This is a genomic window from Micromonospora fluostatini (assembly GCF_050410825.1).
Lineage (GTDB): Bacteria > Actinomycetota > Actinomycetes > Mycobacteriales > Micromonosporaceae > Micromonospora > Micromonospora rosaria.
On record NZ_CP191251.1, the window covers coordinates 4,276,889 to 4,301,775 of the forward strand.

The 24,887-nt window shown below is 70.7% G+C and carries 24 protein-coding genes, 2 tRNA genes and 1 pseudogene; 8 read left to right on the plus strand and 19 right to left on the minus strand.

Annotated features, from left to right (window positions below; translation table 11 throughout):
- The first annotated feature begins 35 nt into the window (after positions 1-35).
- Positions 36-1,295, plus strand: a complete 1,260-nt coding sequence (locus ACQUFX_RS18625; RefSeq protein ID WP_428961620.1) for an ATP-grasp domain-containing protein — start codon at positions 36-38, stop codon at positions 1,293-1,295.
- Between the two features lie 71 nt (positions 1,296-1,366).
- On the opposite strand, the gene ACQUFX_RS18630 is transcribed toward ACQUFX_RS18625, so the two are convergent.
- Positions 1,367-2,260, minus strand: coding sequence for a hypothetical protein (locus tag ACQUFX_RS18630; protein ID WP_428961621.1), 894 nt, complete (start codon positions 2,258-2,260; stop codon positions 1,367-1,369).
- Between the two features lie 276 nt (positions 2,261-2,536).
- Between ACQUFX_RS18630 and ACQUFX_RS18635 the strand changes: the two genes are divergently transcribed.
- Complete coding sequence (locus ACQUFX_RS18635; protein WP_428966999.1) at positions 2,537-3,061, plus strand: DUF1877 family protein; 525 nt, start codon at positions 2,537-2,539, stop codon at positions 3,059-3,061.
- Positions 3,062-3,606: 545 nt separating this feature from the next.
- Here the strand turns inward: ACQUFX_RS18635 and ltrA are convergent.
- The 10 genes and pseudogenes from ltrA to amcA (ACQUFX_RS18685) all read right to left on the minus strand — a co-directional run bounded on the left by ltrA (position 3,607) and on the right by amcA (ACQUFX_RS18685) (position 10,960).
- Complete coding sequence (gene ltrA, locus ACQUFX_RS18640; protein WP_428961622.1) at positions 3,607-5,067, minus strand: group II intron reverse transcriptase/maturase; 1,461 nt, start codon at positions 5,065-5,067, stop codon at positions 3,607-3,609.
- Between the two features lie 594 nt (positions 5,068-5,661).
- Positions 5,662-6,326 (minus strand): annotated as a pseudogene (locus ACQUFX_RS18645) (IS5 family transposase); the annotation flags it as partial.
- 75 nt (positions 6,327-6,401) lie between these two features.
- Positions 6,402-6,758 carry a helix-turn-helix domain-containing protein gene (locus ACQUFX_RS18650; RefSeq protein ID WP_428961623.1) on the minus strand — a complete coding sequence of 119 codons (357 nt, stop codon included), beginning with the start codon at positions 6,756-6,758 and terminating at the stop codon, positions 6,402-6,404.
- Positions 6,758-7,255 carry a hypothetical protein gene (locus ACQUFX_RS18655; protein ID WP_428961624.1) on the minus strand — a complete coding sequence of 166 codons (498 nt, stop codon included), beginning with the start codon at positions 7,253-7,255 and terminating at the stop codon, positions 6,758-6,760. The genes ACQUFX_RS18650 and ACQUFX_RS18655 overlap by 1 nt, the downstream gene beginning before the upstream one ends.
- A gap of 116 nt (positions 7,256-7,371) precedes the next feature.
- A complete protein-coding gene (locus ACQUFX_RS18660) occupies positions 7,372-8,070 on the minus strand; it encodes an SDR family NAD(P)-dependent oxidoreductase (protein WP_428961625.1) in 699 nt (232 codons plus the stop codon).
- 225 nt (positions 8,071-8,295) lie between these two features.
- A complete protein-coding gene (locus ACQUFX_RS18665; protein ID WP_428961626.1) occupies positions 8,296-8,958 on the minus strand; it encodes a pentapeptide repeat-containing protein in 663 nt (220 codons plus the stop codon).
- 76 nt (positions 8,959-9,034) lie between these two features.
- Positions 9,035-9,217 carry a multiple cyclophane-containing RiPP AmcA gene (gene amcA / locus ACQUFX_RS18670; RefSeq protein ID WP_428961627.1) on the minus strand — a complete coding sequence of 61 codons (183 nt, stop codon included), beginning with the start codon at positions 9,215-9,217 and terminating at the stop codon, positions 9,035-9,037.
- On the minus strand, positions 9,214-10,350 hold the full coding sequence (gene amcB / locus ACQUFX_RS18675; protein WP_428961628.1) for a cyclophane-forming radical SAM peptide maturase AmcB: 1,137 nt from the start codon (positions 10,348-10,350) through the stop codon (positions 9,214-9,216). The genes amcA (ACQUFX_RS18670) and amcB overlap by 4 nt, the downstream gene beginning before the upstream one ends.
- On the minus strand, positions 10,347-10,691 hold the full coding sequence (locus ACQUFX_RS18680; RefSeq protein ID WP_428961629.1) for a hypothetical protein: 345 nt from the start codon (positions 10,689-10,691) through the stop codon (positions 10,347-10,349). The genes amcB and ACQUFX_RS18680 overlap by 4 nt, the downstream gene beginning before the upstream one ends.
- Positions 10,688-10,960, minus strand: a complete 273-nt coding sequence (amcA, locus tag ACQUFX_RS18685; protein ID WP_428961630.1) for a multiple cyclophane-containing RiPP AmcA — start codon at positions 10,958-10,960, stop codon at positions 10,688-10,690. The genes ACQUFX_RS18680 and amcA (ACQUFX_RS18685) overlap by 4 nt, the downstream gene beginning before the upstream one ends.
- Before the next feature lie 273 nt (positions 10,961-11,233).
- Here amcA (ACQUFX_RS18685) and ACQUFX_RS18690 point away from each other — a divergent pair, with 273 nt between their 5' ends.
- Complete coding sequence (locus ACQUFX_RS18690; protein ID WP_428961631.1) at positions 11,234-12,460, plus strand: helix-turn-helix domain-containing protein; 1,227 nt, start codon at positions 11,234-11,236, stop codon at positions 12,458-12,460.
- Between the two features lie 11 nt (positions 12,461-12,471).
- Here ACQUFX_RS18690 and ACQUFX_RS18695 read toward each other — a convergent pair whose 3' ends face one another.
- From ACQUFX_RS18695 to ACQUFX_RS18705, 3 genes are all read right to left on the minus strand, one after another.
- Positions 12,472-13,149: a YdcF family protein gene (locus ACQUFX_RS18695; RefSeq protein ID WP_428967000.1), complete on the minus strand. Its 678-nt coding sequence runs from the start codon at positions 13,147-13,149 to the stop codon at positions 12,472-12,474.
- Between the two features lie 16 nt (positions 13,150-13,165).
- Entirely contained in the window at positions 13,166-13,372 is a 207-nt protein-coding gene (locus tag ACQUFX_RS18700) for a hypothetical protein (protein ID WP_428961632.1), read from the minus strand.
- A gap of 230 nt (positions 13,373-13,602) precedes the next feature.
- Positions 13,603-13,678 (minus strand) — tRNA-Lys (locus tag ACQUFX_RS18705).
- Between the two features lie 186 nt (positions 13,679-13,864).
- Here ACQUFX_RS18705 and ACQUFX_RS18710 point away from each other — a divergent pair.
- From ACQUFX_RS18710 to ACQUFX_RS18720, 3 genes are all read left to right on the plus strand, one after another.
- On the plus strand, positions 13,865-15,133 hold the full coding sequence (locus tag ACQUFX_RS18710; RefSeq protein WP_428961633.1) for a L,D-transpeptidase: 1,269 nt from the start codon (positions 13,865-13,867) through the stop codon (positions 15,131-15,133).
- Positions 15,134-15,500: 367 nt separating this feature from the next.
- Positions 15,501-16,778 carry a L,D-transpeptidase gene (locus tag ACQUFX_RS18715; RefSeq protein ID WP_428961634.1) on the plus strand — a complete coding sequence of 426 codons (1,278 nt, stop codon included), beginning with the start codon at positions 15,501-15,503 and terminating at the stop codon, positions 16,776-16,778.
- A 199-nt stretch (positions 16,779-16,977) separates the two neighbouring features.
- Positions 16,978-17,424 carry a hypothetical protein gene (locus ACQUFX_RS18720; RefSeq protein WP_428961635.1) on the plus strand — a complete coding sequence of 149 codons (447 nt, stop codon included), beginning with the start codon at positions 16,978-16,980 and terminating at the stop codon, positions 17,422-17,424.
- A 105-nt stretch (positions 17,425-17,529) separates the two neighbouring features.
- Here ACQUFX_RS18720 and ACQUFX_RS18725 read toward each other — a convergent pair.
- Positions 17,530-17,605, minus strand: a tRNA-His gene (locus ACQUFX_RS18725).
- Between the two features lie 135 nt (positions 17,606-17,740).
- On the minus strand, positions 17,741-18,337 hold the full coding sequence (gene orn, locus ACQUFX_RS18730) for an oligoribonuclease (RefSeq protein ID WP_083978277.1): 597 nt from the start codon (positions 18,335-18,337) through the stop codon (positions 17,741-17,743).
- Positions 18,338-18,405: 68 nt separating this feature from the next.
- On the opposite strand from orn, the gene ACQUFX_RS18735 reads away from it, so the two are divergent.
- Positions 18,406-19,674, plus strand: a complete 1,269-nt coding sequence (locus ACQUFX_RS18735) for a glycosyltransferase family 87 protein (protein ID WP_428961636.1) — start codon at positions 18,406-18,408, stop codon at positions 19,672-19,674.
- A gap of 288 nt (positions 19,675-19,962) precedes the next feature.
- Here the strand turns inward: ACQUFX_RS18735 and ACQUFX_RS18740 are convergent, their stop codons facing one another.
- The 3 genes from ACQUFX_RS18740 to ACQUFX_RS18750 all read right to left on the minus strand — a co-directional run bounded on the left by ACQUFX_RS18740 (position 19,963) and on the right by ACQUFX_RS18750 (position 23,958).
- The gene (locus tag ACQUFX_RS18740; RefSeq protein ID WP_428961637.1) at positions 19,963-21,315 is read right to left on the minus strand and encodes a hypothetical protein; all 1,353 of its coding nucleotides are present in this window, start codon (positions 21,313-21,315) and stop codon (positions 19,963-19,965) included.
- A 139-nt stretch (positions 21,316-21,454) separates the two neighbouring features.
- Entirely contained in the window at positions 21,455-22,195 is a 741-nt protein-coding gene (locus ACQUFX_RS18745) for a YcnI family copper-binding membrane protein (RefSeq protein WP_428961638.1), read from the minus strand.
- Positions 22,196-22,230: 35 nt separating this feature from the next.
- Positions 22,231-23,958: a copper resistance CopC/CopD family protein gene (locus tag ACQUFX_RS18750; protein ID WP_428961639.1), complete on the minus strand. Its 1,728-nt coding sequence runs from the start codon at positions 23,956-23,958 to the stop codon at positions 22,231-22,233.
- Between the two features lie 398 nt (positions 23,959-24,356).
- Here ACQUFX_RS18750 and ACQUFX_RS18755 point away from each other — a divergent pair, with 398 nt between their 5' ends.
- Positions 24,357-24,860 (plus strand): sigma-70 family RNA polymerase sigma factor, encoded by a 504-nt coding sequence (locus tag ACQUFX_RS18755; protein WP_211271856.1) that lies wholly within the window; start codon positions 24,357-24,359, stop codon positions 24,858-24,860.
- Positions 24,861-24,887 lie beyond the last annotated feature (27 nt).

Below are 24,887 nucleotides of genomic sequence, written 5' to 3' on the forward strand. Positions count from 1 at the left end.
CCACCGGTCCTGGTCCGACCAACAATGGGGTTCGCATGAGTGACAGACCGGCCGCCGCTCCCGTGGTGGCGATCGTCGACGCCTATTCCAGCGCGCGTTTCCTCGCTCCCCTGTTCCGGGAGCGGGGATTCGACTGCGTACACGTGCGCAGTTCACCCACCGCCAATCCCGCGTACCGGCGCAGTTACCGGCCCGACGACTTCCGCGCCGAGGTGACCTACGACGGTGACGTGGCAGGGACGGCGGCGGCGGTCGCCCGGTACGCGCCGGTGTGCCTGATCCCGGGCATCGAGAGCGGCGTCGAGGCCGCTGACCTGCTCAGCGAGGCCCTCGGCCTGCGGACCAACGGCACCGCCCTGAGCCGCGCCCGCCGGGACAAGCACCGCATGCTGGAGACGGTCCGGGCGGCCGGGGTGCCCACCGCGGAACAGATCCTGGTCACCGATCTCGACACCCTGCTCGACTGGCACACCAAAGTCGACGGTCCGGTGGTCCTGAAACCGGTCAGCAGCGCCGGCAACGACGGAATCCATTTCTGCGACGACGCCGCGCAGGTACGCTCCGCCTTTCAGGCGTTGATCGGCACCGACAGCGCACTGGGCGCCCGGAACCGGGCGGTGCTCGCCCAGGAATACCTGGTCGGGTCCGAATACCTGGTGAACACCGTCAGCCTCGACGGTCGGCACCACGTCACCGACGTCTGGAAGATGCACCACATCAGCGCGAACGGTGTTCGCGACCTGGGTGCCAGCGCACAATTGCTGCCCCGGCGCGGCCCCGAGTCGGATCCCCTGGTGACCTACACCTGCCAGGTGCTCGACGCGCTGGGCCTGCGGCACGGCCCCGCACACACCGAACTCAAACTGACCCCGAACGGACCCCGGCTGATCGAGACCGCCGCCCGCGCCTGCGGCGCCGACCTGCACGTGCCGGTCCGGGGCGCGCTCGGGGAGAGCCAACTGGAGTGGACCGTCGACGCCTACGTCGACCCCGACCGGTTCGCGGCGCGCTGGCAGGACGACTACGACCTGTCCCGGCACGCCGGGCTGGTCAACATGGTCTCGCCGGTCAGTGGCACCCTGCGCGGGTACCCGAAGCTGGCGCAGGTACGGGCGCTGGACAGCTTCCAGGACGTCCTGTTCACCGTCCGCCCCGGCGACCCGATCCACCGCTCGGTGGACGACTGGACGTACCCGATGCGGGTGTACCTGGTGCACGAGACGGAGAGCACCGTGCTGCACGACATCCTGACCGCGCGGTACCTGGACGGCGACGGCTTCTACGACGTGGGGTGAGCCGACGGGTCGGGGTCCCGTCCAGTCCGTCGCCCGGCGGTGGATGGTCCCCCCGCCGGGCGACGGGAGGATCAGAGGTAGATGACCTCACGGAGGCGGTCGGCGGTGACCGCGTCCAGGCCGGGCGCGTCGAGGTCCACGTAGAGCTGGAGCAGTTGCACCACCGGGTCGAGGTTCACCCCCGCCGGGAGCGGAAGGTTGATGGTGTCGTTGTTCGGCCGACTCGGGGAGTTTGAGGAGTCCCACACCGCCCGGACCATGTTGCCGTCCGGGCCGGTCGCCTCGACCTGGGCCCGCAGCGTCTTCGGGGTACCGGTGGCCTCGATGACCGCGGTGAACGATCCGGTCGAGGGGTCCTTGGTGACCGAGACCTTGACGCCACCGACCACCTGCACCACCGCCCCGATGGTCAGGCCGCGCACCGCGAAACTCAGTGTGCGGGCCAGCCCCCCGGTCGACGCGGTGGTAGCCGGGTTGGGCGCCACGAAGACCTGGCCGTCGGTGAACTGCTCAAGGTCGAACTCGCACTTGTACGCGCCGCCCTTCGGCAGCGGCTGGTACACGCTGGTGTTCGACGCCGGCTCCGACTGGGTCAACGTGTAGGAAAGTCCCACGTCGTCACCGGAGACGTTGTGCGCGTAGAGGGACGGCTCACCGTCGATGTTGATCACCTCGAACTGCACCCCACCGGTCTGGTACGGGTCGGACGTCTGCCCCCGCTGCGCCAGCACGAGCATCGGCAGGACGTTCGCCGCCACGCTCGCCACCTGCACCAGGGAGCCCAGCCAGTCGTCGAGCCCGGTCAGCCCGGCCCGTGCCGGCTTCCTCGGTGCGGGGTCGGGAGCCGCCGTCGCGCTGCCCGGTGCGACCAACCCGACCGTGGCGGCGGCACCGCCGAGCACGGCCGCGCCCCGCATCACGTCCCGCCGGCTCACCGACCGACGACGGTGCTGTTCATCCTGCATCTCGACCTCCACGTCCGAGTGTGGTGTGCCATGAGGTCGGTGCCGCACCCGCCGCCACACCAAGGGTGCCGACTACGCTACTCGCCGTATATATCGAAATCCATCCCTGCGTTGGATTTTCGGAGCGCTCAGCGCACCGGGTCGACCGGGGCGGTCAGCACAGTCGACCGGCGAGGTCGGGCAGCGGAAACTCCAGGACTTCGCCGCCGGGGCCACGATCGACGCGTTCCGGCAGGGGAAGCTGTCGTAGCCGAAACTTATGCTCGCGGCGTGAGCATGAACGGCAACTGGTTGCGCGTTTCCCCGGACGAACTGGAGCAGGCCAAAGCCGACCTCGGCTGGGCCTACGGACTCGCCATGACACGACGGGACAACGACTCCGATCGCTGGAGCGCCACCGACAAGGCATGGAACGGACTCGACTTCCTGCTGGACCGGCTTGGTGTCGAGATTTCGCTGGTCCGAGGGGAGGAGGAATTCGTGGAGTGGCCAGACGTCGAACCCGACAGCGACGAGATGTTCGACTTCCTGGACAACCTGGAGGACGACTGGGGCTACGGGCCACCGTCGTACCTGACACCGGCTCAGGTAGCGGCTGCGGCCACGCGACTGGCCGCGCTCACCGAAGACGACCTCATCCGCGACGTCGACCCGCAGGAGTTGACCCGGGCCGAGATCTACCCCCAGACCTGGGACAGACCCGGCGAGCTCGCGTGGGTCGCCCACTACCTGCCAGACGTCCGGAACTTCTTCGCCGCAGCCGCCACAAACGGCGACGCGGTGATCTGCTGGCTTGACTAACTGGACATTTGCTCACCTTTGCGCCAGCAGTTTCGCCGCAGTGGTGAGCGGGTCATCAGCTTCCCGGTCGCGCTGATCGCTCCCTGCAGGAGCGTGGCCTACACGAAGTTGTGGAACTGCTCACTGGTAACGGGCGTTCTGGGTTGCGCGGCCAGAGTTGATAGCGACGAGAACGTTCGCACTCACATCGGCGGATCCGCGCGCCGAGCCGCGCGTCGCGGGTGGCCACCAGCGGGTGGTGCTCTGCTCACCACCGCGACGGGCCGCCGTTGGTCAGGCGGGACGGGGCGACGGAGTCGACTAAGAGGTCCTAACAAAGTCGTGCGACGTGTCGGTACGTGATGATGCAGGTGGCGAGGGCGAGGAAGGCTTCGTGGATGTCGTCACGGCGTTCCCACCGGATGCGTAGGCGTTTCATGCCGTGGTACCAGGCGATGGTGTTGGGTCGGGTCCGGGCGCGGTGCCTGGATTGCTCCAGGTCCGTTTCCCGGACCCGCCCGCCGAACCCGGCGTGCGACTTTCACCGCACCGGGCTCTCCACGAGGTCATGCCGTTGGGGGTGGGCTTGTCGTGGGCTGCCAGGGGTTCGGGATCTTGGTGCCGCGATAGCGGTATCGGGTCACGGGGACCTTCGCCATCTTGAACAACTCGACCCCGTCGAAGGCGATGGGCTGCCACCCTTGCGGGGTGCGCAGCCATCGCCGGATGGCTCTCCAGGTCATGCGGTTGCGGCGCATCACCCAGTTGATCACTCGCCACCAGATGAAGTTCTGCAGGTGGGAGAAGGTGTGCTTGGCGACCGCGTGCTTGAAGTAGTTGGCCCATCCACGCTGGATGTAGTTGATCCTCACCAGCGTTTCCCGGTAGCTCAGATGCGACAACCGGCGGGTCAGTGACTTGATCTTCCGTTTCAGCGCCTGGACCGGCTTGTCTGCGATGAACGTGTAGACATGCCACTTGCTCGTTCCTCGTTTCCGCTGCCAGACGATGCGGAATCCGAGGAAGTCGACCCCGTCGGCAAGGTGGGTGATCCTGGTCTTGGACTCGGATAGGCGCAGGCCCATCGTCGCCAGGACGGTGCTCACCTGGTCTCGCAGGTCCTCGACGTGTTCCTGGTTGCCGTGGACCAGGACGAGGAAGTCGTCGGCGTAGCGGACCAACTGCCACGTCGCCAGCCCTTTGGCGCGTCGTTGCCTGCGCTGCTGGCCGGTGCCCGCTGCCGCCCATTGCTCGGCGAAGAACTCGTCGAGAACCGACAACGCGATGTTGGCCAGCAGTGGTGAGAGGATCCCTCCTTGGGGTGTGCCGGACGTGGTCTCGTTCCGCTCGCCGAGCTCAGTCATGATCCCGGCCTTGAGGAACGCCTTCACCAACGTGAGCACCCGCTTGTCCTTCACCCGCGCCCGCACCCGGTCCATCAGAGCCGGGTGGTCGATACGGTCGAAGCACGCCTCGATGTCCGCGTCCAGCACCCACCGGTAACCGGCGGTGGCCAGATGATGGATCTCGGCGATCGCGTCGTGCGCACGCCGGTTCGGCCGGAACCCATACGAACAAGGCTGAAAATCCGCCTCGAAGATGGGCTCCAGGACCAGCTTCAGCGCCGCCTGGACCACGCGGTCCGTGATGGTCGGTATCCCGAGCCGGCGTAGTTTCCCACCGGTCTTGGGGATCATCTTCTCCCGTACTGGTAGCGGCCGGAACGTGCCGGCCTTCAGCAGGGAACGGACATGGTCCAGGAACACCTCGGGCCCTGCCATGCTCACGTGCACGGCGGTGACGCCATCCACGCCAGCAGTGCGGGCTCCGGCATTCCCGGCGACCCGTTGCAACGCCACGACCAGCGTGGCCGGGTCGCTGACGAAGTTGTAGACATCGTCAAACCGGCGACCGTGGTCGGCCACCGCCCAACGGTGCAGTTTGATCTGCATTCCCCGTACCCGTGTCCATGCCTCTTCCGGGGTCGGCCACGCGACGGTGGCATCCACCACCGTGTCTTCGGGCATTGCAGTACCTCCCTTGCGATCTCGCTGCCGCCCTTCCCCATGTGACCGGCTCTCCCGGCCTCGGAGTACTACGACGGCTCCGCCCTCTCCCGACCCGATCGGCCGACGGTGGACCCAGCCCGACGTGTCGTCTCCGGATGAGACGCAGCCGGGCAGGACCGGGAGAGTTCCCGTGTTCACTGACTGATCGCTCGACGAAGGAGGCACCCGGCTATACCCCCGCGGCATCGCCACGGCTACCCCGCAGCACTTCACCGTGGCCTTCCTGACCGCTGAACAAAGACGCCCAGGAAGTTCCGGTCCCGAGAGAAGAGGACCAGGACGCACCGCACCCAGCCCATATCCGCCAGGTTCGAGCTGGTAGGGATCGTTAGGAGGCTTCAGACACCGGTTCCTCGCGTATACCTCTCCGTCTCGCTTGCCGGACCCGCGCCATCTGGCAGTACTGGTCACGTCCCGGCGTTGTCGGGGCCGCTTGCCACCCTCCCCGGCACCTCCCGGATCAGGCTGCCCCCAGCTTCACCGAACTGCTGCGACAGCCCGGCGGCGAAGGTCTCTCACCTCCACTCGATCAATCAGCGCCTCACGGCGCACTCTCTCGACCACCCACCTGGATACGCCCAGACCGGAGCCGTGGGGTTGACCGCGGCGGGCGATCCGCGGCCGGATGCCCTTGGCGCGTACGGCCCGGCGGTACTTGTCGTGGTCGTACGCACGATCGGCGAAGAGCTGGTTGGGGTGCTGGCGGGGTCGGCCACGGCGGCCCCGGACCGGCGGGATCTTGTCGATCAGCGGGAGCAGTTGGGTGACGTCGTGGCGGTTGCCGCCGGTCAACGCGACGGCCAGGGGGATGCCGGCGCCCTCGGTCAGGACGTGATGCTTCGAGCCCGGGCGGGCGCGGTCGACCGGGCTCGGGCCGCTTTTGGGCCACGCCGGGCGGCCCGCACATGCGAGGAGTCGATCACGGCGCGAGACCAGTCGAGTTTCCCGGCCGCCTGCAGCTCGGCCAGCAGCAGCTCGTGCAGCCGCTGCCACACTCCGGCCCGGTTCCACTCCTCCAGGCGCCGCCAGCAGGTCATTCCCGAGCCGAATCCCAGTTCTTGGGGCAAGAACTCCCACTGGATGCCCGTGTGCAGCACGAACAAGATCCCGCACAGCACCTGCCGATCCGGGATCCGCCTGCGCCCCGGGTGCCGAGGATTGCGCTCAGGCTTGGGCAGCAACGGCTCGATGCGCTGCCACAGCCCGTCCGGCACGATCCACGGCGGCTGCTCACCACGCCTCACGGCCCGACATCGTAGATCGTCCTCTAGAGAGGACGAAAGACCCAGAGATCATTTTGTTAGGACCTCTAAGTCGACAGCCACGATCTCCGTGACCACCCTGAACCGGGCCGGCATCGCCGCCGACGCATCCGTCCGTGGCTGCGCTGCCGTCTGGTGGTCCACGAACCGCCGCAAGCGGCCGAGCGCTCCGCCCGTCTCCAGCACCTCGTCACAGCGGGCCAGGACATCGAGACTGGCCGCCCGCTCCGCCTTTTCGATCTTGCCGAGGAGGTCCGGGCTCACGTACACCAGCGCCGCGAGCCGCGCCAACGACAACCCGCGCTGCTGCCGCCAGCACCGCAACTCCGCACCGAGAAAGTGACGCGCGGACGCATGTGGCCTCAACTCGGCCGGTCGCTGCCCCATCAGACCCGCCCACGCCCGTCAACGAGCGAATACACCCGCGCCCCGCTACCGACGGTCAGCGGCAGCGCCGAAGGCTCGGAACCGTCCCCAGGCACCGTGGTCACGAGGACTCGGACCGGCCCACGACACTCACTGTCAAACGAGATCAAGACCACCGCCCCCACCGAGACGTCGAGATGAACGGTGGGTACCCCGTCCGCGTCGTCGTGCGGGGACGGCGCCGGTGTGGGCGCGGTCGCTACCTCCCGTACCGGCGGCGCCACGGTCTCCGCCGCCTCGACCGACCGGCCCAGACCGTAGATCACGTACAACCCGATCGACGCATCGTTGGTCACGCCGAAGACGCCACGCAGCCCCGCCCGCACGTGGGCCACCGGCCAGCGATGCTCCCCACGCTCCAACTTCCCGATGTACGCGCCGCCCAGATACACGCGTCGCCCCTGGTGCTCCCAGACCCACGCGTTCACCGCCTCGGCAACCTCCTGCCGCGACATCACCCGCCCCGACCCCGTCGGCGACCGCAACCCCAGCCGCGCACGCCGCAACAGGTCATTCGGACAACGGGGAGCCCTCACATGAGCGCCCGGTACGCCGTCCACCTCCGTCGGCGTCATTAGTCGATGGGGGTTCGGGCGGCAAACAGGCCGCCGGTCGGGCCATCCGGTGGCAGCCTCGCCAGCCACCCGGGCGTGTCGGCGCCTTCCTCCGGCGTCCGGTCGGTCTCCCCGTACGCCATCCGGGTGTTCATGCGTCCGGGCGAGCACGCGTCGACGAGAATGCCGGTGCCGGTCAGCTCGGCCACGAGGACCCGGGTCAGCGCGTTCAGCGCGGCCTTGGATACCCGGTACGAGACGTTCGTGTCGGCCATGGTGGCCAGCCCCGCGAGGTCGCTGGTGATGTTGACGACGCGGCCGTAGCTGTTCCTCCTGATCTCCGGTACGGCAGCGGCGCAGCAACGCCAGGCACCCAGCAGGTTGGTGTCCAGAGCGGCGCGGACCCGCTCGAAGTCGGGACTCGCCGCGAGCTGACCCCGGTCGATCGCAACGCCGGCGTTGTTCACCAACACGCCCAACCGGCCATGCCGCTTGGCCGTGTCGACGAAGGCCCACGCCACACTCGCCGAGTCGTTGACGTCGAGCTGGTTTTGACGGCCAGCCCGTCCTTCGTCAGTTCCGCCACCAGGCGCGACCGAGTACTCGTTCCGGCCGGCCAGCACCACATGCAAGCCCTGCTCGGCAAGGCTACAGGCGACAGCGGCACCGAGCCCACGGTTGGCGCCCGTCACCAGAGCAACCTTCGTATCATCGATCATTTTCAGGACCCCAGAGTGGCGAGTTGGTCGTCGAGTGCGCGAGCGCGCAGGTCGGTATTGGCGAGTGGAGGCCGCTGTCGCGCTCGAACGACGCGACGCAGGTTCCGTTCCGAAGGCGCCTCACGGATCAGCGGTACCACTTCCGCGACGAGCGACGCGGCGTGGTCGGCGTCACCGAGCTGCGACTGCGCCAAGAAGCAATCGGCTGCGGTGTCCCGCCGGACGTCACGCCCCCCGGACAGTGAGGCCGAACTCCTCGACTGTCAGGGAAGTGAGGTCGGCGAGTTGGTCCTCGCTGAGGGTGACGCCACGAAGGTTGCTGAGGGTGGTCTTGAGGTCGTGGAGGGAGTTGCCGCGCAGGTCGGCGCCAGCGAGCTGGCAGGACTCCAACTCCAGGCGGTCCAGCCGACACGACCTCAGCACCACGTTGGGCAGGCGGCAGGAGGACCAGGTGGCGTCGGTCAGGATGCAGTCGACGAACCCCACCGCCCCGGCGGCGGCGACCTGGCTGAAGGCGGCGTAGTCGAAGCGACAGCCCTCGAAGAGCACATCCTTGAGGCGGACGTCGGTGAGCCGGCTACCGGTGAACCGGGAGCCGGTGACCGCGCAGCGCTCCACGGACACACCCGACAGGGAGGCCCCGGAGAAGTCGGTACGGACGATCTCGCTACCGAACAGCGAGCCCGCCTCCCAGGCGCTCTCGCTGAGATCCGTACCGATGATCCGGCTGCCCCGCACCCGCACGTCTTCGAGAACGGCGCTCCGCCAGGAGGCGTCCTCGACAAGGGCTTCGCTGAGGTCGTCGTTCAGGTCGGTGGTGGGGTCGAGGTCGGCGGGGTCGAGGTCCGGGAGCAGGATCGTCACGTCACCGACTGCGCTGGTCCGCATGCGTCCTCTCCCTGATCACGGGCAGGGCGGGTAGACCGCCCCGCACACCACCGCTCCTGCCCAAGAAAGCCTGGGGTCACTTCTTCTTGTTCCAGTTGTCCCAGCCGGGCCGACTGTCGAACGAGCCCCGGTTGTCCCACGTGGGCCGATTGTCGAACTTCCCCGCGTCGACCGACGGTACCGCCCGCAACGGTCCGACACGGAGGCAGGCGAGGTGTTCCGGCGCGGCGTCAACGAGAACGGCGAGAGCGTGGGTCATGGTGTTCCTCCCATAGCGGTGAGGTGGTCTGCGGTGGCGCGGACCAACGCTTGACAGGTGGTGCGGCAGTAGTTCGTCTCCCGGACGGTGAAGGTGCGGTGCTCGAAGTAGCGGTTGCCGGCCTGACCGCCACGGCAGAAGTCGTAGAACCCACACCGGTTCGCGCAGTCGTTGAGCGCGGCGACGAACTCGGTGACATAGCGCAGACCGCCAGCACGGGACAGCATGACGGTGATCGGCTCCGCGAGGACGTTGCCCGCGACGAAGTCCCCGTAGCCGGCGTCGGGGATGCCGAGCAGTTCCGGGGAAAGGAGCACGACCTGACCGTCCCAGGACACCGTCGGGATCGGTTCGTACGGCCCGTGCTCGACCTGCCCGGCGCGGGCAGCAGCCAGGTAGTCGGCCAACCGGTCCAGGTCACGGATCCGCAGCCGCTCGCCGGCCGTGCGGCGCTGCACAAGCCGCCGCCAGAACCGGTACGCGGACTCCACGCCCACCGGCAACCGGGCGGCGCCCTCCTGCTCCTCGATGTTGAAACCCACCGACCGGCACCCCGGCAACCCGGCGAAGAAGTCAACGAGATCGTCGACGTGGTCGATAGTCTCCGGCGTGACGACGCAGATCACCGAGTACTCCAACCCGGCGGCGGCGAGCACCTGGACACCGTGCATCGTGCGGGCGTGCGTCGACCTGCCCGCACGATCCAGCCGGTTACGGTTCAACGCGGCGGGCCCGTCGACACTCACCCCGACCGTGAACCCATAGTCGGCGAACACCTCACACCAGCGCCGGTCGACCAGGGTGGCGTTGGTCTGGATCTCGTGACCCATCCGCCCCGCCCGCCGCAACGACTCGAACGGGGCCAGCAGATCCAGGAAGCGACCGAGCGGCGTGGCGGTGGGCTCACCCCCATGCCAGACCACGCTGACGGAATGGCCGCTGCCCTGCACCTCGATCGCACCGGCACAGGCCCTCGCCACCGGCACCGTCATCAGACGCCGGGACCGGCGATCCGGCAGGTAGCAGTACGTGCAGTCCAGGTTGCAGAAACTCGTCGGCTGCACCACCAGGGTGTGGAACGTTCGCGCGATCGCCGGTAGGCCACTCGCGGCGATCACCCCGATACCGCTCACGATTCCGCCTCCTCCGGTAGCAGTGAAGGGCCGATGGTCGGCTGCTGACGGTCGGGATACCGATGCGTCCAGCCGAGGAACCGGTCGAACACTCCCCCACAACCGCCCGTACTCCTCGCGTCGAGAACACGCAGATCGTCGATGGCCTCGTGCAGACACGCCGCCAGGTACAGCGACAACGCAACCCGGTTGCCCGCGTACTCGACAAGGAGCAATTCCCGCGCCGGAGTACAGGGCCAGGCATGGCCGCAGGCGCGGCAGTGCCACTGCGGACGCGACGGCACATGCTCACCCCGCACCAGGCCACCGCTCTCGCCAGATCCGGGCTCGTCGGCGCTCACTGGTGATCCTTTGTTCGGCTCCGCTGCTCGAAGAACCGACGCCAGGCGTAGGTGAACAACGACGGATCCGCCATGGCCGTCGCCGGAGTCGAGGTTTGCGCCCCGAGTCGCTGAGCCGCCCGGCTGGTCGCCACCGAGCGGGAGATGTACAAGGTCACGCCCGGTCCCCCACTCTGGCGGGTTCCGCGAGGCGGTGGGCCCGCGCCCGAAAACGCGAGCCCACCGCAGCGGGACGACAGTCGGGAGCAGACCGCCGCCCACCCGCCCACGCAGCCCTCTGGGCGGTAGGCAGACGGGGACTCCTCATCCCGTACGACTCAGCCCTGCACAGCGACCCGGGCGGACGCATCGGTCCGTACCCCTGCTCGTTGGTCATCGATTCCCCCAATAGGAAGATCATGGCTGCGTCGTTACGGATATCGACTGTCAGCTCACATCGGTGATCTGATGCCATCGAAGGTAGGAGCCACCTGGACGAAGAACCGGGAAAATTTGTACCGGGTCCGGATGGCATCAGCGGGCAAGGTGATGCTGTGCGAGGAATGACAGACGACATGACGATCGGCCAACGCGTTGCCTTCTACCGACGCCGCAGAGGACTCTCACAGGAGGTGCTCGCCGGCCTGGTGGGGAAGACCCACGAATGGCTGCGCAAGGTCGAGACGAACCGTGCCGACCTGGACCGGCTCTCGGTCATCCGCGCGATCGCCAAGGCTCTCGACATCTCCCTCGGAGACCTGATAGGTGCCCCGAGCCTGTTCCAGTGGTCCGACGACTCAGGCCGCGAGACCATCCCCGCCCTGCGTGCGGCGCTCCACGACTATCGGCATCTCGCGCCCGCCCTGGCCAACCCTGCCGCCGTAGACGCGCCTGCCCTGACCGAACTCGAGAACGATGTAGCCACGATCTGGAACGCCTACCAGCACTCGCGATACGGCACCCTCGCCCGCCGGCTTCCGCACCTCATCCACGACTGCCTCACCGCCACTGAGGCCTACGACGGAGACGACGGCCAACGCGCCCACGCGATGACCGCCTACGCCCACCAACTCGCCGCCCTGTTCCTCACCAAGCTCGGCGAAGGCGACCTGGCCTGGACGGCCGCCAGCCGAGGCCTGGCCGCAGCGAACACCAGCGAGGACCACGTGGTCATCGGCTCACTCAGCCGATCGGCCGCGCACTCCCTGATCTCCATCGGCGAGTACGCCCAAGCGCGTAGCCTCGCCGCCACCGCCGCCCGGTTCCTCGAACCACGACTGGCCGCGCCCACACCGCAACTACTCTCCGTCTACGGCAGCCTGCACCTGGTATGCGCACTCGCCGCCGCGCGTGAAGACGACCGATCCTGCGCCAACAGCCACATCACCGAAGCCGACACCGCGGCCACCAGGCTCGGCACCGACGGAAACCACGTGTGGACCGCCTTCGGACCGACCAACGTGTCGATCCACAAAACGACCGTGGCCATGGAACTCGGCGATGTGCAACGCGCCATCACCATCGGCGCGCCGCTCGACACCACAGCACTTCCGGTCGAACGGCAGGTCCGGCACGCCATCGAAACCGCACGCGCGCTCGCCCGCTGGAACCGCATCGACGAAGCGCTGGCCGCCCTCCTCGACGCCGAGGTCATCGGCCCCGATCAGGTGCGCTACCACCGACTCTCCCGTGACCTGGTTCGAGAGATCCTCACCCGCCCTCGGCCACCCCGGCCGGCCGTCGAACTCAGCGAACGAATGGGCATCCGACCAGGCGGGCCCCGCTGGTAACCCGACTCAGCTCAGACGAGCCGGCTCGTGTAACCCGCCGCCACCAGACGGCCGAAGGCCGACCGAACCTCGTCCGGCACCTCCTGTGGAACCGCGAACCCACGTTCGGCGTACACCTCGATCCGCTGCGTGTCACCCACCAGCATGTCCACCACCCGCCGCACATCACCGATGCTGCGGACGTACTCGTCGAGCCCCAACGGGTTCGACGCGCACACCACCTCAACGTCCGGCCACATCAGCTTGCAGGTGGCGAACGCCCGACGCTGCTGGTACGGCCGCGACATGAGCAACACCGAACGCACCGGAATCTGGCGTTCCGCCAGCAGGCGGCGCGAGTAGTCGAGATTCTGCGCCGTGTTCGTCGCCCGCGGCTCCACGAGGATCGAGTCCGCCGGAACGCCATGCTCGACCGCGTACTCCCGGTAGTGCACGGCCTCACCGCGCGGGAACCGCTCGACCGTCGTCGGAGCGTTCGCGCCGGTGAACACGATCCACGGGAACAGGCCCTCGTGGAACAGGCGGATCGCGGCCACCGCCACACCGAGGTCGTGACTGCCCAACCCGATGCCCACGTCACACCGACGTAGCTGGTGGCCCAGATCGTGGTAGCGCCACAGCGTCTCCACGTCGGAGCGAATCTCGTCAGGTATCGCGGCCGGGATCGCCGCGGACCGGTTCATCGACACCGAGCGACCCGTGCCGTCACCGAGTTCCCTCATCGGACCTGCCCAGGGCCGCGAGCCCTGCCCTCGCCACTTCCAGCGGGACAACGGCGGCCACCGGCTCGTCCTGCTCACTGAGGTAGACGACCTGGCCCTCCCGCACGCTCCGCAGCAACTCGGGCAGCACGGCCGAGATCGGGAGGTCGTCTGTCGTGGCATAGGCCCGATCCGCGCTGGGTTCCCTCATGCCGCAAGCGTAGGGGCACCAGGACGGCGACGTGATGCGGACTCCCCGCAGCCCGCCCAGGGTGACATCACCGCCACCACCGGCCCGAGCCGTCCTCCATCACGCCACCCGTCCACCGGAACCCGCGACCGTCCAACGGCTCCCGAGCACCCATCGAGCACCGGACCATCGGCGGGGAAATGAAGAAGGCCCTGACCCAGGGTGAAACCCCAGGTCAGAGCCATTATTGCTGGTGCGCCGCCAGGGACTCGAACCCCGAACCCGCGGATTAAGAGTCCGCTGCTCTGCCAGTTGAGCTAGCGGCGCTCGCTGGCAACGGGGAGAACATTAGCACGGGCCCTGAGAGCCGTTCCAATCCGATACCCCCCTCACCCCTTCGGGCGAGCTTAACGGACAAAAGGCGCGAAGATCTCGACTCTCTCGGATCCCGGGTCCGGGGGGCCGTGCCGATACGGCACGATGTGTGCCAGGACCGTGAGAACTGAGGTGGGAATGGGCAGTTTCACGCGGGCCGGAGCGCTCGTGGGCGCGCTGGCCCTGACGGCGGCGGTGGCCCTGACCGGCTGCGGCAGCAGCGGAGAGCAGGCGGAGTTCGTCGTCGGGGGGACACCGACGCCGGGCAGCTCGGTGGGGGGCGTCTCGGCCGCGCCAGGTGAGTCGTCGTCCCTGCCCAGCCTGAAGGTCACGCCCGCCGACGGGGCGAAGGACCGGCCGGTCAGCACCGAGATCGGCGCGAAGCTGCCCGAGGGCGGCAAGATCACCGAGGTCACCCTGACCACCGCCAACGGTAAGGCGGTCGAGGGTACGGTGCGGGCCGACGGATCGTCCTGGGTGCCGGCGGAGCCGCTGAAGTACGCCACGAAGTACACCGCCGAGGTCACCGGCACCGGCCCGGACGGGCGTGCCCAGCAGGGCAGCAGCACCTTCACCACGATGGCCAAGCCCGGCTCGATGATCACCTCGGGGCTCTACCTCTTCGACGACCGGTCGTACGGGGTGGCCATGCCGGTCGTCGCCGAGTTCCACCCGGGCATCCCCAAGAAGGACCGGGCGGCGGTGCAGAAGCGGATGTTCGTCCAGACCGACCCGCCGCAGCCGGGCGCCTGGCACTGGGTCTCCAACGGCACCCAGGCGTACTACCGTGCCCCCGAGTACTGGAAGCCGGGCACCACGCTCTCGGTCCGGATCGCCCTGGCGGGTATCCCGCTGAGCAACGGCAAGTACGGCAACGTCGACCGGAAGGCCACCGCGAAGATCGGCCGCGCCTTCGAGATGAAGGTCGACAACGCCACCAAGCAGATGACGGTGTACGAGGACGGCCAGGTCATCAAGACGATGCCGGTCAGCCTGGGCAAGAAGAGCACCCCGTCGTCCAGCGGCACCATGGTGGTGATGGAGAAGAAGGAGGCGACCGTCTTCGACACCCGCGACGACCCGAACCCGGAGAACCGGTACGTCACCGACATCGAGTTCGCCCAGCGGATCACCTGGGGCGGCGAGTACATCCACGCCGCGCCCTGGTCGGTGCAGCACCAGGGTCAGCGCAACGTGTCGCACGGCTGCGTCAACGTCTCCACCCAGAACGCCAAGTGGCTCTTCGAGCGGACCCGGGTCGGCGACCCGATCACCATCAAGGGCACCGAGCGCAAGCTGGCCGCCGGCAACGGCTGGACCGCCTGGAACCTGGAGTGGTCCGAGTTCGTCGAGGGCAGCGCCCTGCCGGTGCCGGAGGGTGGCGCCGGGGCCGCTCTCGACCTGTGACGCGGCGGGCGGCGGGACGCCGGTGACCGGTACCGCCGCCCCGCCCGTGTGACGTACCGCGTCGGTGACCTCCGGCACGCGCTCCCGGCGCGCTTGGGGGTCACCGTCGTTTCCGGGCGGCCGGGATCGGGCAACGGGTGGTGGAGCACCGGGCGGACCGGGTCGGGTGCAGCGGACCAGACGGTGACACCGGGTCAGGGGATGCCGGCCCCACGGCGGCGGGGACGCGAGCGCCGATCACAAAAGGTGGATCTCTTGGTGAATCGGTCATACTGCTGAGGTGTTCCGGTTCACGCCCGGCAACCGGCACCGGGTCCCGTGCGTCAGTGAGAGACGACGGCAGTCGGGCCAGGACAGTGAGGTAAGCATGCGAGCCAGCCAGGACCAGTCGATCCGGTACGCCGGCACCCGGCGCGGTGGGCGACGCCGGGTGCTCGCGGCGGGCGCGCTCGTCGCGGTGCTGGCGCTGACCGGGGCCTGCACCACCACCGGCGGTGGCAGCGGGAACGGCACCGGTGGTGCACCCGGCGCACCGGGCGCACCCGCCGAGAACCCGCCGAAGGCGTCGGCCGTCATCACCGAGCCGCAGGCCGACGCGAAGGACGTGCCGGCGTCGACCGCGATCGTCTTCGACACCGAACAGGCGACGGAGACGACGGTCGAGCTGGCCGACTCGTCCGGCACGGCCGTCGAGGGCGCGCTGGCCGCCGACGGGGCGAGCTGGCTGCCCACCGGCGCGCTGGAGTACGGCGAGACGTACACCGCGACCGTGACCGCGACCGGCGACGACGGGCGGCCGGCGACGGTGACCAGCACCTTCACCACCATGGCCAAGCCCGGCAAGCAGGTGCGGATCTCCAGTTTCCTCGGCGACGACCAGGTGGTCGGCGTGGGCATGCCCCTGATCGTGACGTTCGGCCGGGGCATCCCTGAGGACCGGCGGGCCGAGGTGCAGCGCCGGATGACGGTCACCTCGGAGCCCGCCCAGGAGGGCATCTGGCGGTGGGTCAGCCCCACCGAGGTCCGGTACCGGCCGAAGGAGTTCTGGCAGTCGGGGACCAAGATTTCGTACCGGGTACAGGCCGGGGGGCTGCCCCTGGGCGGCGGCTGGTACGGCCGCAACGACCTGACGGTGGACGTCGAGGTCGGCCGGGACCTGCGGATGACGGTGGACAACAAGGCCAAGCGGATGACGGTGACCCGGGACGGTGAGGTGGTCAAGACCATCCCGGTGAGCCTGGGCAAGAAGAGCACCCCGTCGTCCAGCGGCACGATGGTGGTGATGGAGAAGCTGCGCAAGACGGTCTTCGACACCTACGACGAGCTGGGCCCCGAGGACGGGTACCGGACGAAGATCGACTACGCCCAGCGGCTCACCTACGGTGGGGAGTTCATCCACGCCGCCCCCTGGTCGGAGGGGCAGCAGGGGCGCACCAACGTCTCCCACGGCTGCGTGAACGTGTCGATGGCCAACGGCGCCTGGCTGTTCTCGAACACCCGGGTCGGGGACCCGATCACGGTCAAGGGCACCGAGCGCAAGCTCCAGGTCGGCAACGGCTGGACGGAGTGGGCGATGAGCTGGGAGGAGTACGTCAAGGGCAGCGCCCTGCCGTACGAGCCGGCCGCCGACACCACCGAGGGCTGAGCCACCCGCCCGCCGGCCACCACCCCGAAACCGTCGGGCTCAGGCCACCACCCCGAAGCCGCCGGTCCACGGGACCGCGCCGGCCGAGGCGAGGCCGATCTGGAGGAACGCCATCGCCTCCAGCTCCCGGGCCCGGTGCAGCGATCCGGCGTCGACGGCGCGCAGGCCGGCACCGGTGACCAGGTCGACGAGGGTCGCCTTGGCGTCGCCGTCGTCCCCCGGCGACGAGGACGGTGGTCGGCAGCGGGCCGACCGTGCCGGCCGCGAGGGTACCGGCGAAGGTGGTGTTGAACGCCTTGAGCACCACGGAGTCCGGCAACCGGGCGGCGATCTGCGCCGCCGCCGACGAGTCCGGCGGCACGACGAGACGGTCGAAGGTCTCGAAGTCGATCGGGTTGGTGATGTCCACGACGATCCGGCCGCCGAGCTGGTCCCGGCGCTGCTCGATGATCTCCGCCACGGCCGGGTACGGCACGGCGAGGACGACCAGGTCACGGAGACCGTCGTGCCCGTGTCGTCGTGGCCGATCAGCTCGACGGCACGGCCGGCCCTGCTGCCGAGCCCGGCGATCGCCTGCCCCCTGTTGCCGGTACCGAACACGGTGAGGTCGGCCATGACCAGCTCCTTCGGTGGGCGGGGCTCCTAGCCGGACGCTAGCACCGGCGCCGGCCCACGGGGCCGCGTTCCCCCACTCTGCCCCCGGATACACGTCAGGGCCGGTGGGAAACCGGCCCTGAACTGGGGTGTCGCCTGGGGTGACTGATGGGAATTGAACCCACGACAACCGGGACCACAACCCGGTGCTCTGCCAACTGAGCTACAGCCACCATGTCCGCCCAGCCGGGCGGAGCGCACTAATAATAGCCACACCGGGGCCGCCGGCGTCCACCGGGTTCCCCACCGACCGCCGGCACCCGCCGACCACCGACATTCGCCGGCCGGTCGCGGGGGAGGCGACCGCGCTACAGCGTGGCGGCGATGGACTTGGCGGTGTCCACGTCGGGGCCGGGCAGCGGCACGAAGACCGTCCGCCGGTAGTACTCCAGCTCGCGGATGCTCTCCCGGATGTCGGCCAGCGCCCGGTGGGCCAGGCCCTTCTGCGGCTGGCCGAAGTACACCCGGGGGTACCAGCGCCGGCAGAGTTCCTTGATCGAGGAGACGTCGATCATGCGGTAGTGCAGGTGGGCGTCGAGCCGGGGCATGTCCCGGGCGATGAAACCCCGGTCGGTGGCGATCGAGTTGCCGCACAACGGCGCGGTACGCGGATCCTTGACGTGCCGGGTGACGTAGTCGAGCACCATCTCCTCGGCCTCGGCCAGGGTGATGGTGGAGCGGCGGGCCTCCTCGGTGAGCCCGGACTTGGCGTGCATCGTCCGGACGATCTCCGGCATCGCCGCCAGCGCCTCGTCGTCGGCGTGGACGACCACGTCGACCCCCTCACCGAGCACGTTGAGGTCGGGATCGGTGACGAGCGCGGCCACCTCGATCAGCTTGTCCCGGCCGAGGTCGAGCCCGGTCATCTCACAGTCGATCCAGACGAGGAGGTCAGCCACGGCCACAGCCTACGCGGCATCGTCACACCCGCGCCTGCGCACCTTGGCCACCTTGGCCCGCTAGGGTTTCCCCCGTGCCAGCCGAATCAGTCGCGCCACCCGCTCCCACCGGGGAGGATGCCGGCAGCCGTCGGATCCGTCGGGTGGTCGCGGTGGTCGCCCTGGCCGCCGTGGTACCCGCGCTCTACCTGCCCGGCCGGGTGCACGACTTCTTCGACCTGAAGATCTACATGCGGGCGATGGACTGGTGGGCGTCCGGTCAACCGCTCTACGACTACGTCCAGCCGGACCGGGTCCAGGGCGAGCTGTACTTCACCTACCCGCCCTTCACCGCGCTGCTGCTGCGGCCCTTCGCGTTGCTACCGCTCGGCGCGACCGAGCTGATCTTCACGGGGCTGACCCTGCTCGGGGTGGTGGTGACCACCCGCTGGCTGCTCCTGCCGCTGGTCGAGCGGCACGGCCTGCCCAGGGTGTTCACCGTCACGGTGGCGGTGCTGCTGGTGCTCGCCGTGGAGAGCACCCGGGAGACCATCACCTTCGGCCAGATCAACATGCTCCTGGTCGTGCTGATCCTGGCCGACCTGCTCTTCGCCGTACCCCGGGGGTCGCGCTGGGCCGGGGTGGGGGTCGGCCTGGCGACGGCGCTGAAGCTCTTCCCGGGCATCTTCATCGTGTACCTGCTGGCCACCCGGCGGTGGCGGGCGGCGGCGGTGGCCAGCGGGACCGCCGCGCTGGCGACCCTGCTGGCGGCGGCGGTCGCGCCGCGCGACTCGTGGCGGTTCTGGACCCACGAACTGTGGTCCACCGAACGGGTCGGGCGCACCGACTACACCGGCAACCAGTCGCTGTTCGGGCTGCTCAGCCGGTTCACCGCGCCCGAACGGCCGAATCAGCTCCTGTGGCTGCTGCTGGTCGCGGTGGTCGCCGGGTACGGGCTGTGGCGGGCGACGCGGGCGGCCCGCGCCGGGGAGCACCTCACCGGGCTGACCCTGACCGGGCTGGTCGCCGCCCTGGTCAGCCCGATCACCTGGACCCACCACATCTACTGGTTCGTGCCGGCGGTGGTGGTGCTGGTGGACGCGGCGCTGAGCGCCGACCCGGGGACGACGGAAGGCCGACGCCGACGGTGGCGGTACGGCGCCCTGGCCGGCGGGACGACGCTGTTGATCACGTACGGGGTGGTGACCTTCCAGGACTGGGGGGTCTCCCCGGTCCGCACCGACTCGCCGCTCGACTTCGTCGTCCGCAACCCGTACGTGCTGCTCAGCCTGCTCCTGCTGGCGGTCCTGCCGGTCGGGAGGACGGGCCAAAATTTGCATCAAATGGACAGAAGTCCCGAGTAGCCTTCTTTGCCGCTAATCTAGCCTGAAGTACGCATGTCCCCCGCCCTGTGGGCGGCACCGATCCCCCGGTGCAGGTGGCCCTCCGTGTCGGCAGCACGGAGGGCCACCGCCGTCCCGGGGCACCGCCGTCACGGGGCAGCGCCGTCACGGGGCAGCGCCGTCACGGGGCAGCGCCCTGTCACGGGGCAGCGCCCTGTCACGGGGCAGCGCCCTGTCACGGGGCAGCGCGCTGTCACGGTGGCCCCGCCGCCGAGGGCGCTGTCGCCGGCCGGACCGCCCCTGCGGGGGTCACTCGTCAGGTGGGACGGCGGGCCGCAGGTGGCCGGGGAGGCGGACCGGCGGGGGCGTGCCCTCCGGGCCGGGCGGCGGCCAGGACAGGACCGGGCCGGGGTGGGTCGCCGACGCCACCGCGTCCGGCGGCAACTCCAGCGTGCTGTAGTGCCGGTCCGGCTCGGGCGGGGCGCCGAGCCCGCTGAGCGAGGTCACGCCGAGCCGGCCGGCGAGCACCGGCACCTGGTCGGGCTCGACCACGAACACCACCTCACGGGGTCGTACCGGCCGCAGCAGCAGCATCACGGCCAGGGCCACCAGGAGCACGCCGGTGGCCAGCAACCCCCAGGTGACCGCCGGCAGCCACGAGGCGGCCCACCGTGCCCGCAGGTCCAGCGCCAGATCGGGCTGGCCGTCGGGGCGCATCACGACCAGGCTCACCGCGCGGCCGGCGAGGTCCTCGGGCCGCCACTCCAGCGCGCCGACCCCGCCGCGCAGCCAGAAGGCCTGGCCGCCGGGGAGCCCCGGCGCGACGGCGGACGGCGCGGCACCTACCGCGCCCCCACCCGGCGACACCGCCGGCACCGGGCCACCGGCCGAGGGCGCTGAGCCAGGGCCCGGGGACCCGGCCGGCACCGGGCCACCGCCCGGGGACACCGCAGGCACCGGGCCACCGGCCGGCGACACCGCAGGCACCAGGCCACCGGCCGGCGAGGCGGCCGGCACGACACCGGGCACCGGCGTGGCGGCGGAGGCACCGGCACCGGTCGGGGGTGCGGCCGGCACCCGGGCGGCGGGCGGGCCGGTCGGCACGTCGCCGGCCGGCGGCGGCCCGGCCGGGGCCGACGGGGTGGTGGGGCCGCCGGACGCGGGTGGCGGGGCGGGTGGGCCGGCGGGCACGGAGGGCGGGGCAGGCGGGCCACCCGGCGTGGACGGCGGGGTGGCGGCGCCACCCGGGACGGTCGGCGCGGCGGTGGGGCCGGCGGGCGGGCCGGCCGGGTCGAGGCGTACCGGCAGCGGACCCCGGGCCAGCGCCAGCCGGCCGACCGTGGCGTGCGGGACCGGGGCCAGCCAGCGGCGTACCTCGTCGGTCGGGGCGAGGCCGACGAAGGCCGCGCCGTCCGGGGTGGCGGCGTCCAGGCGGACCCGGCTGCCGCCGATCCGGGCCGGCGGCACCTCGGCGCGCAGCAGGGCGTCCAGGTCGGTGACGACCACCGCGTGGCCCTCGGTGCGGACCGGCTCGAAGCGGGCGGTGAACCCGCCGTCGGGGTCGGCGTGCCGGGCGAGGAGGCCGAGCGCGCCCCCGGCGAGCGTGGCCGGGATCCCGACGAGCAGCAGCAGCACTCCGACGATCGCCCGCACGAACCGCATCCGTTCCGTCCCCTCCGTGGCCAGGTACCCGGCCGACCTTACCCAGGCAAAGGGAACAAACAGCGGATATCAGGGCCAAGAAAGGGCGAAACGCCCCCGGCCCGTCGGAGCGCTCCGACGGGCCGGTGAACGGGGGCGATCAGGACGTCGGCGTGGTCTCCCGGCGGGTACGCGCGAACGCCAGCCCGCCCAGGACCAGCCCGGCCAAACCGGCCACCAGGCCGGCGACCCCGAGCCCGGTCGCGGTGCCGGAGCCCTCGGCCCGGTCCTCGTCGGCGTCGTCGGCGGCGTCGTCACCGCTGGCGGCGGTGGGTGCCGCCGAGGGCGCGGCGTCGGCGGCGGTCAGCCGCAGCACCGGGGCGGGGTCCTGCGGCTCCTCGCCGCCGGGGGCCGGCGGCTCGATCCAGCGCTGGACGTTGCCGTCGGAGTAGGTCTGCAACGCCCGGAAGACCATCGTGTCGACCTGCGGCAGCGGCCCCATGGAGACCGGGAACTCCTGGAACTCGCCGGGCTTGACCCCGCCACCCTCGGCGGCCGTCCAGGTCAGCTTCGACACCACCTCGGTGAGCTGGCTGCCGTGCACCTCCACCGGCGGGTCGACCGCGCGCCGCTCCACCGCCACCGTCCAGCCCGTTACCGGCATCGTCGACACCGAGCCGACCGGCGCGTCCTCCGGCAGGGTCACCTCGACCTTCACGGTGTTCGCCGTGTCGCTCTCGTTCGGCACCCGGAACGCGAACCGGCCGTAGCCGCCCTGTGTCGCCTCGTCCGGGTTGATCGTGACGTGCGCGGCGGCGGGCCCGGCGAGGCCGAGCACCAGGGCGGCGGTGGCGCCGAGCGCGAGCACGACGGCGGTGGCGGTACGCCGGGGACGGATCATCGGTGGAACCTTCCTGCTGGACGGACCCGGAGGCCCTACTTGATCGACACGGTGGCGGTCACCGTGGCCTGGTCGATGTCGGACGTACGGACGGTGAAGCGGAACTGCCACTCCCCGGCGGCGGGGAGGCTGATCTCACTGGTCGCGTGGTTGTCGGTCAGCGGCAGCAGCGGGAACTCGATCGGCTCGATGCCGGCCGACGGCAGGGCGGCGGTCACCCGCCACTCCTCGACCGGCTGCGGCCGGTTGTCCGGCGTGTACGCGTACATGTGCAGGGTGTTGTTGCCCCGCTGGGCCGGGGACATCTCCACCTGGAGGGAGTAGATCGAACTGGTCAACGTGGTCCGGAAGAAGTTCTCCGTGGAGCCGACCTCGTCGGCGACCGCCGTGCGGGCCGGCGGGGTCTGCACCAGTGTGGCGGAGACCCCGAGGACCACCGCCGTGATCGCCAGTTCGGCCACGATCAGCCGGCGGACCCGGGTCGGCCGCTGGGCCGCCGTCCGCTGGCGCACCAGGTGCCGGGAGACCGCGGCCACCCCGATCACCAGCGTGAACAGCACGATCTTAGCGATCACCAGTTGCCCGTACGTGGTGTTGAGCAGCCCGTCGACGGTGGCCACCTCGATCAGCGCCTGCACCGTGCCGGCGAGCAGCAGCGCCGCCACGGCCAGCGCCGCCCAGCGGGACCAGATGGGCAGGATCGCTCCCAGCTCCCGCTCGTCGGCCCGGCGCAGCAGGAAGCCGGCGAGCATCACCAGGCCGCCCAGCCAGACCGCCATGCTGCCCAGGTGGACCGCGTCGACGACGACCGAGACGGCCGGGGCGGGCGAGGCCGCCGCGTGCCCGGCCAGCGGCCAGGTGAACAGCGTCGCGGCACCCAGGACGACCAGGATGATCGTGTCGGTCCGGCCCGCCTGGCCGGCGAGCAGGGGCCGCAGCAGGAAGGCCGCCGCCGCGAGCAGGCCCAGCCGGACCAGGTACGCGGTGCCGAAGCCGCTGCCCAGGACGCTGCCCAACCCCTCCCCGGTGACGTCGAGGAGCCCGCCCCCGGCGGTGTACGGCACCTGGAGCCAGATCGCGGCCACCGTGGCGAGGACCACCAGCCCCATCCCGATCCAGGCCACCCGGCTGGGGCCCTGGCGGGACAGCCGGGACGGCCAGAGCGCGACGAGCACCAGCGTCGCCCCGACCAGCAGCAGCAGGCCGGCGTACCCGACGAACTTGCCCACCTTGACAGCGGTCTCCACCACCGGGTCGGCCCGGCTGTCCGCGCCGGCGTCCGTGGGGGGCTCCGACGGCGCGCCGACCGAGTAGGTGAACGCGCCGGAGACCGGGTGGCTGTCGGCGGAGATCACCCGGTAGCTCAGCAGGTAGGTGCCCTGCCCGGCGTCCTGGGCGACCTGGATCGTGACCACGCTCCCGTCGAACCGGGGCTCGCCCCGGTCGGCCCGCGAGCCGTCGGGGGCGATGAGCCTGATCCGGTCGGTGACCTTGCGGACCGGTTCGCTGAAGGTGAGCACCACCTCGGCCGGCGCGGTGGGGACCACGGCGGAGGCGGCGGGACTGCTGCTCTGCAGCACCGCGTGGGCGCTCGCCGGGGTGGCCGGGGCGACCAGCAGGGTGAGCGTGACGACGAGGAGGCCGGCGGTGGTGGCCAGGCGGGCGGCCCAGCCGCGGGCGGCCACCGGGCCGGCGGCGCGCGGGGGGGCGGCCCGGCGGCCGGCGGCGGGAGCCGACGGGGGGCGACGGTGGACGGCAGTCATGTCGGCCATGCTCGCCGACGAAGGCGGCTGCTGGCGAGCCCCGGTCACCGGAGCACCGCCGCAGGCATGTCGTCCCGCTCCATGCGGAGGTGGTCGGACGGGCCGGCGGAAAAGTTCCCGGTGGAGGCGGAACAGATTCAAGGGGCCAAGGCCCCTGTGCCACGCCTTCGGGCCGCGTACGCTGGGCAGTCGTGATCCCCGCACCACGTGACCCCGCCGGCGCCGGCCGCACCGACGGCGCTCCGGCCGACGCCCGCTCCACCGGCGCCGGCCGCGCTGCCGGCGGTCCGGCCGGCCCCAGCGCCACCATCGGCGGTCCGGCCGACGCCGCGTCCGACGGCAGCACGGGTGCCGAGGCCGCGCTCGCCGACGCCCGGGAGGCGGCCACCCGGTGGGCGCTGGCCGCCCGCAGCGGTGACCCGGCGGCCCAGGCCGCCTTCGTCCGCCTCACCCAGGCCGAGGTGTGGCGGTTCGCCGCCGCCCTGGTCGACCCGGACAGCGCGGACGACCTGACCCAGGAGACGTACCTGCGGGCGTTGCGCGCGCTGCCGTCGTTCCAGGGCCGCTCCAGCGCGCGTACCTGGCTGCTCGGCATCGCCCGCCGGGCCTGCGCCGACCACCTCCGGACCGTGGTCCGGCGACGCCGGCTCGACGACCGGCTGGCCGCGCACGCGCACACCGACGACCCGCACCCCGACCCGTCCGGGCACCTGGGCGCGACCGACCTGGTCCGCCGGCTCGCCCCGGAGCGGCGCGGCGCGTTCGTCCTCACCCAGGTGCTCGGCCTGTCGTACGCGGAGGCGGCGGCGGTGGAGGGGGTTCCGGTGGGCACGATCCGCTCCCGGGTGGCGCGGGCCCGCAGCGAGTTGCTCGACGCGGTCGGCGACGCCCTCGCCGGCTGAGGCACGGGAACTTCGGCCGGGAACGGG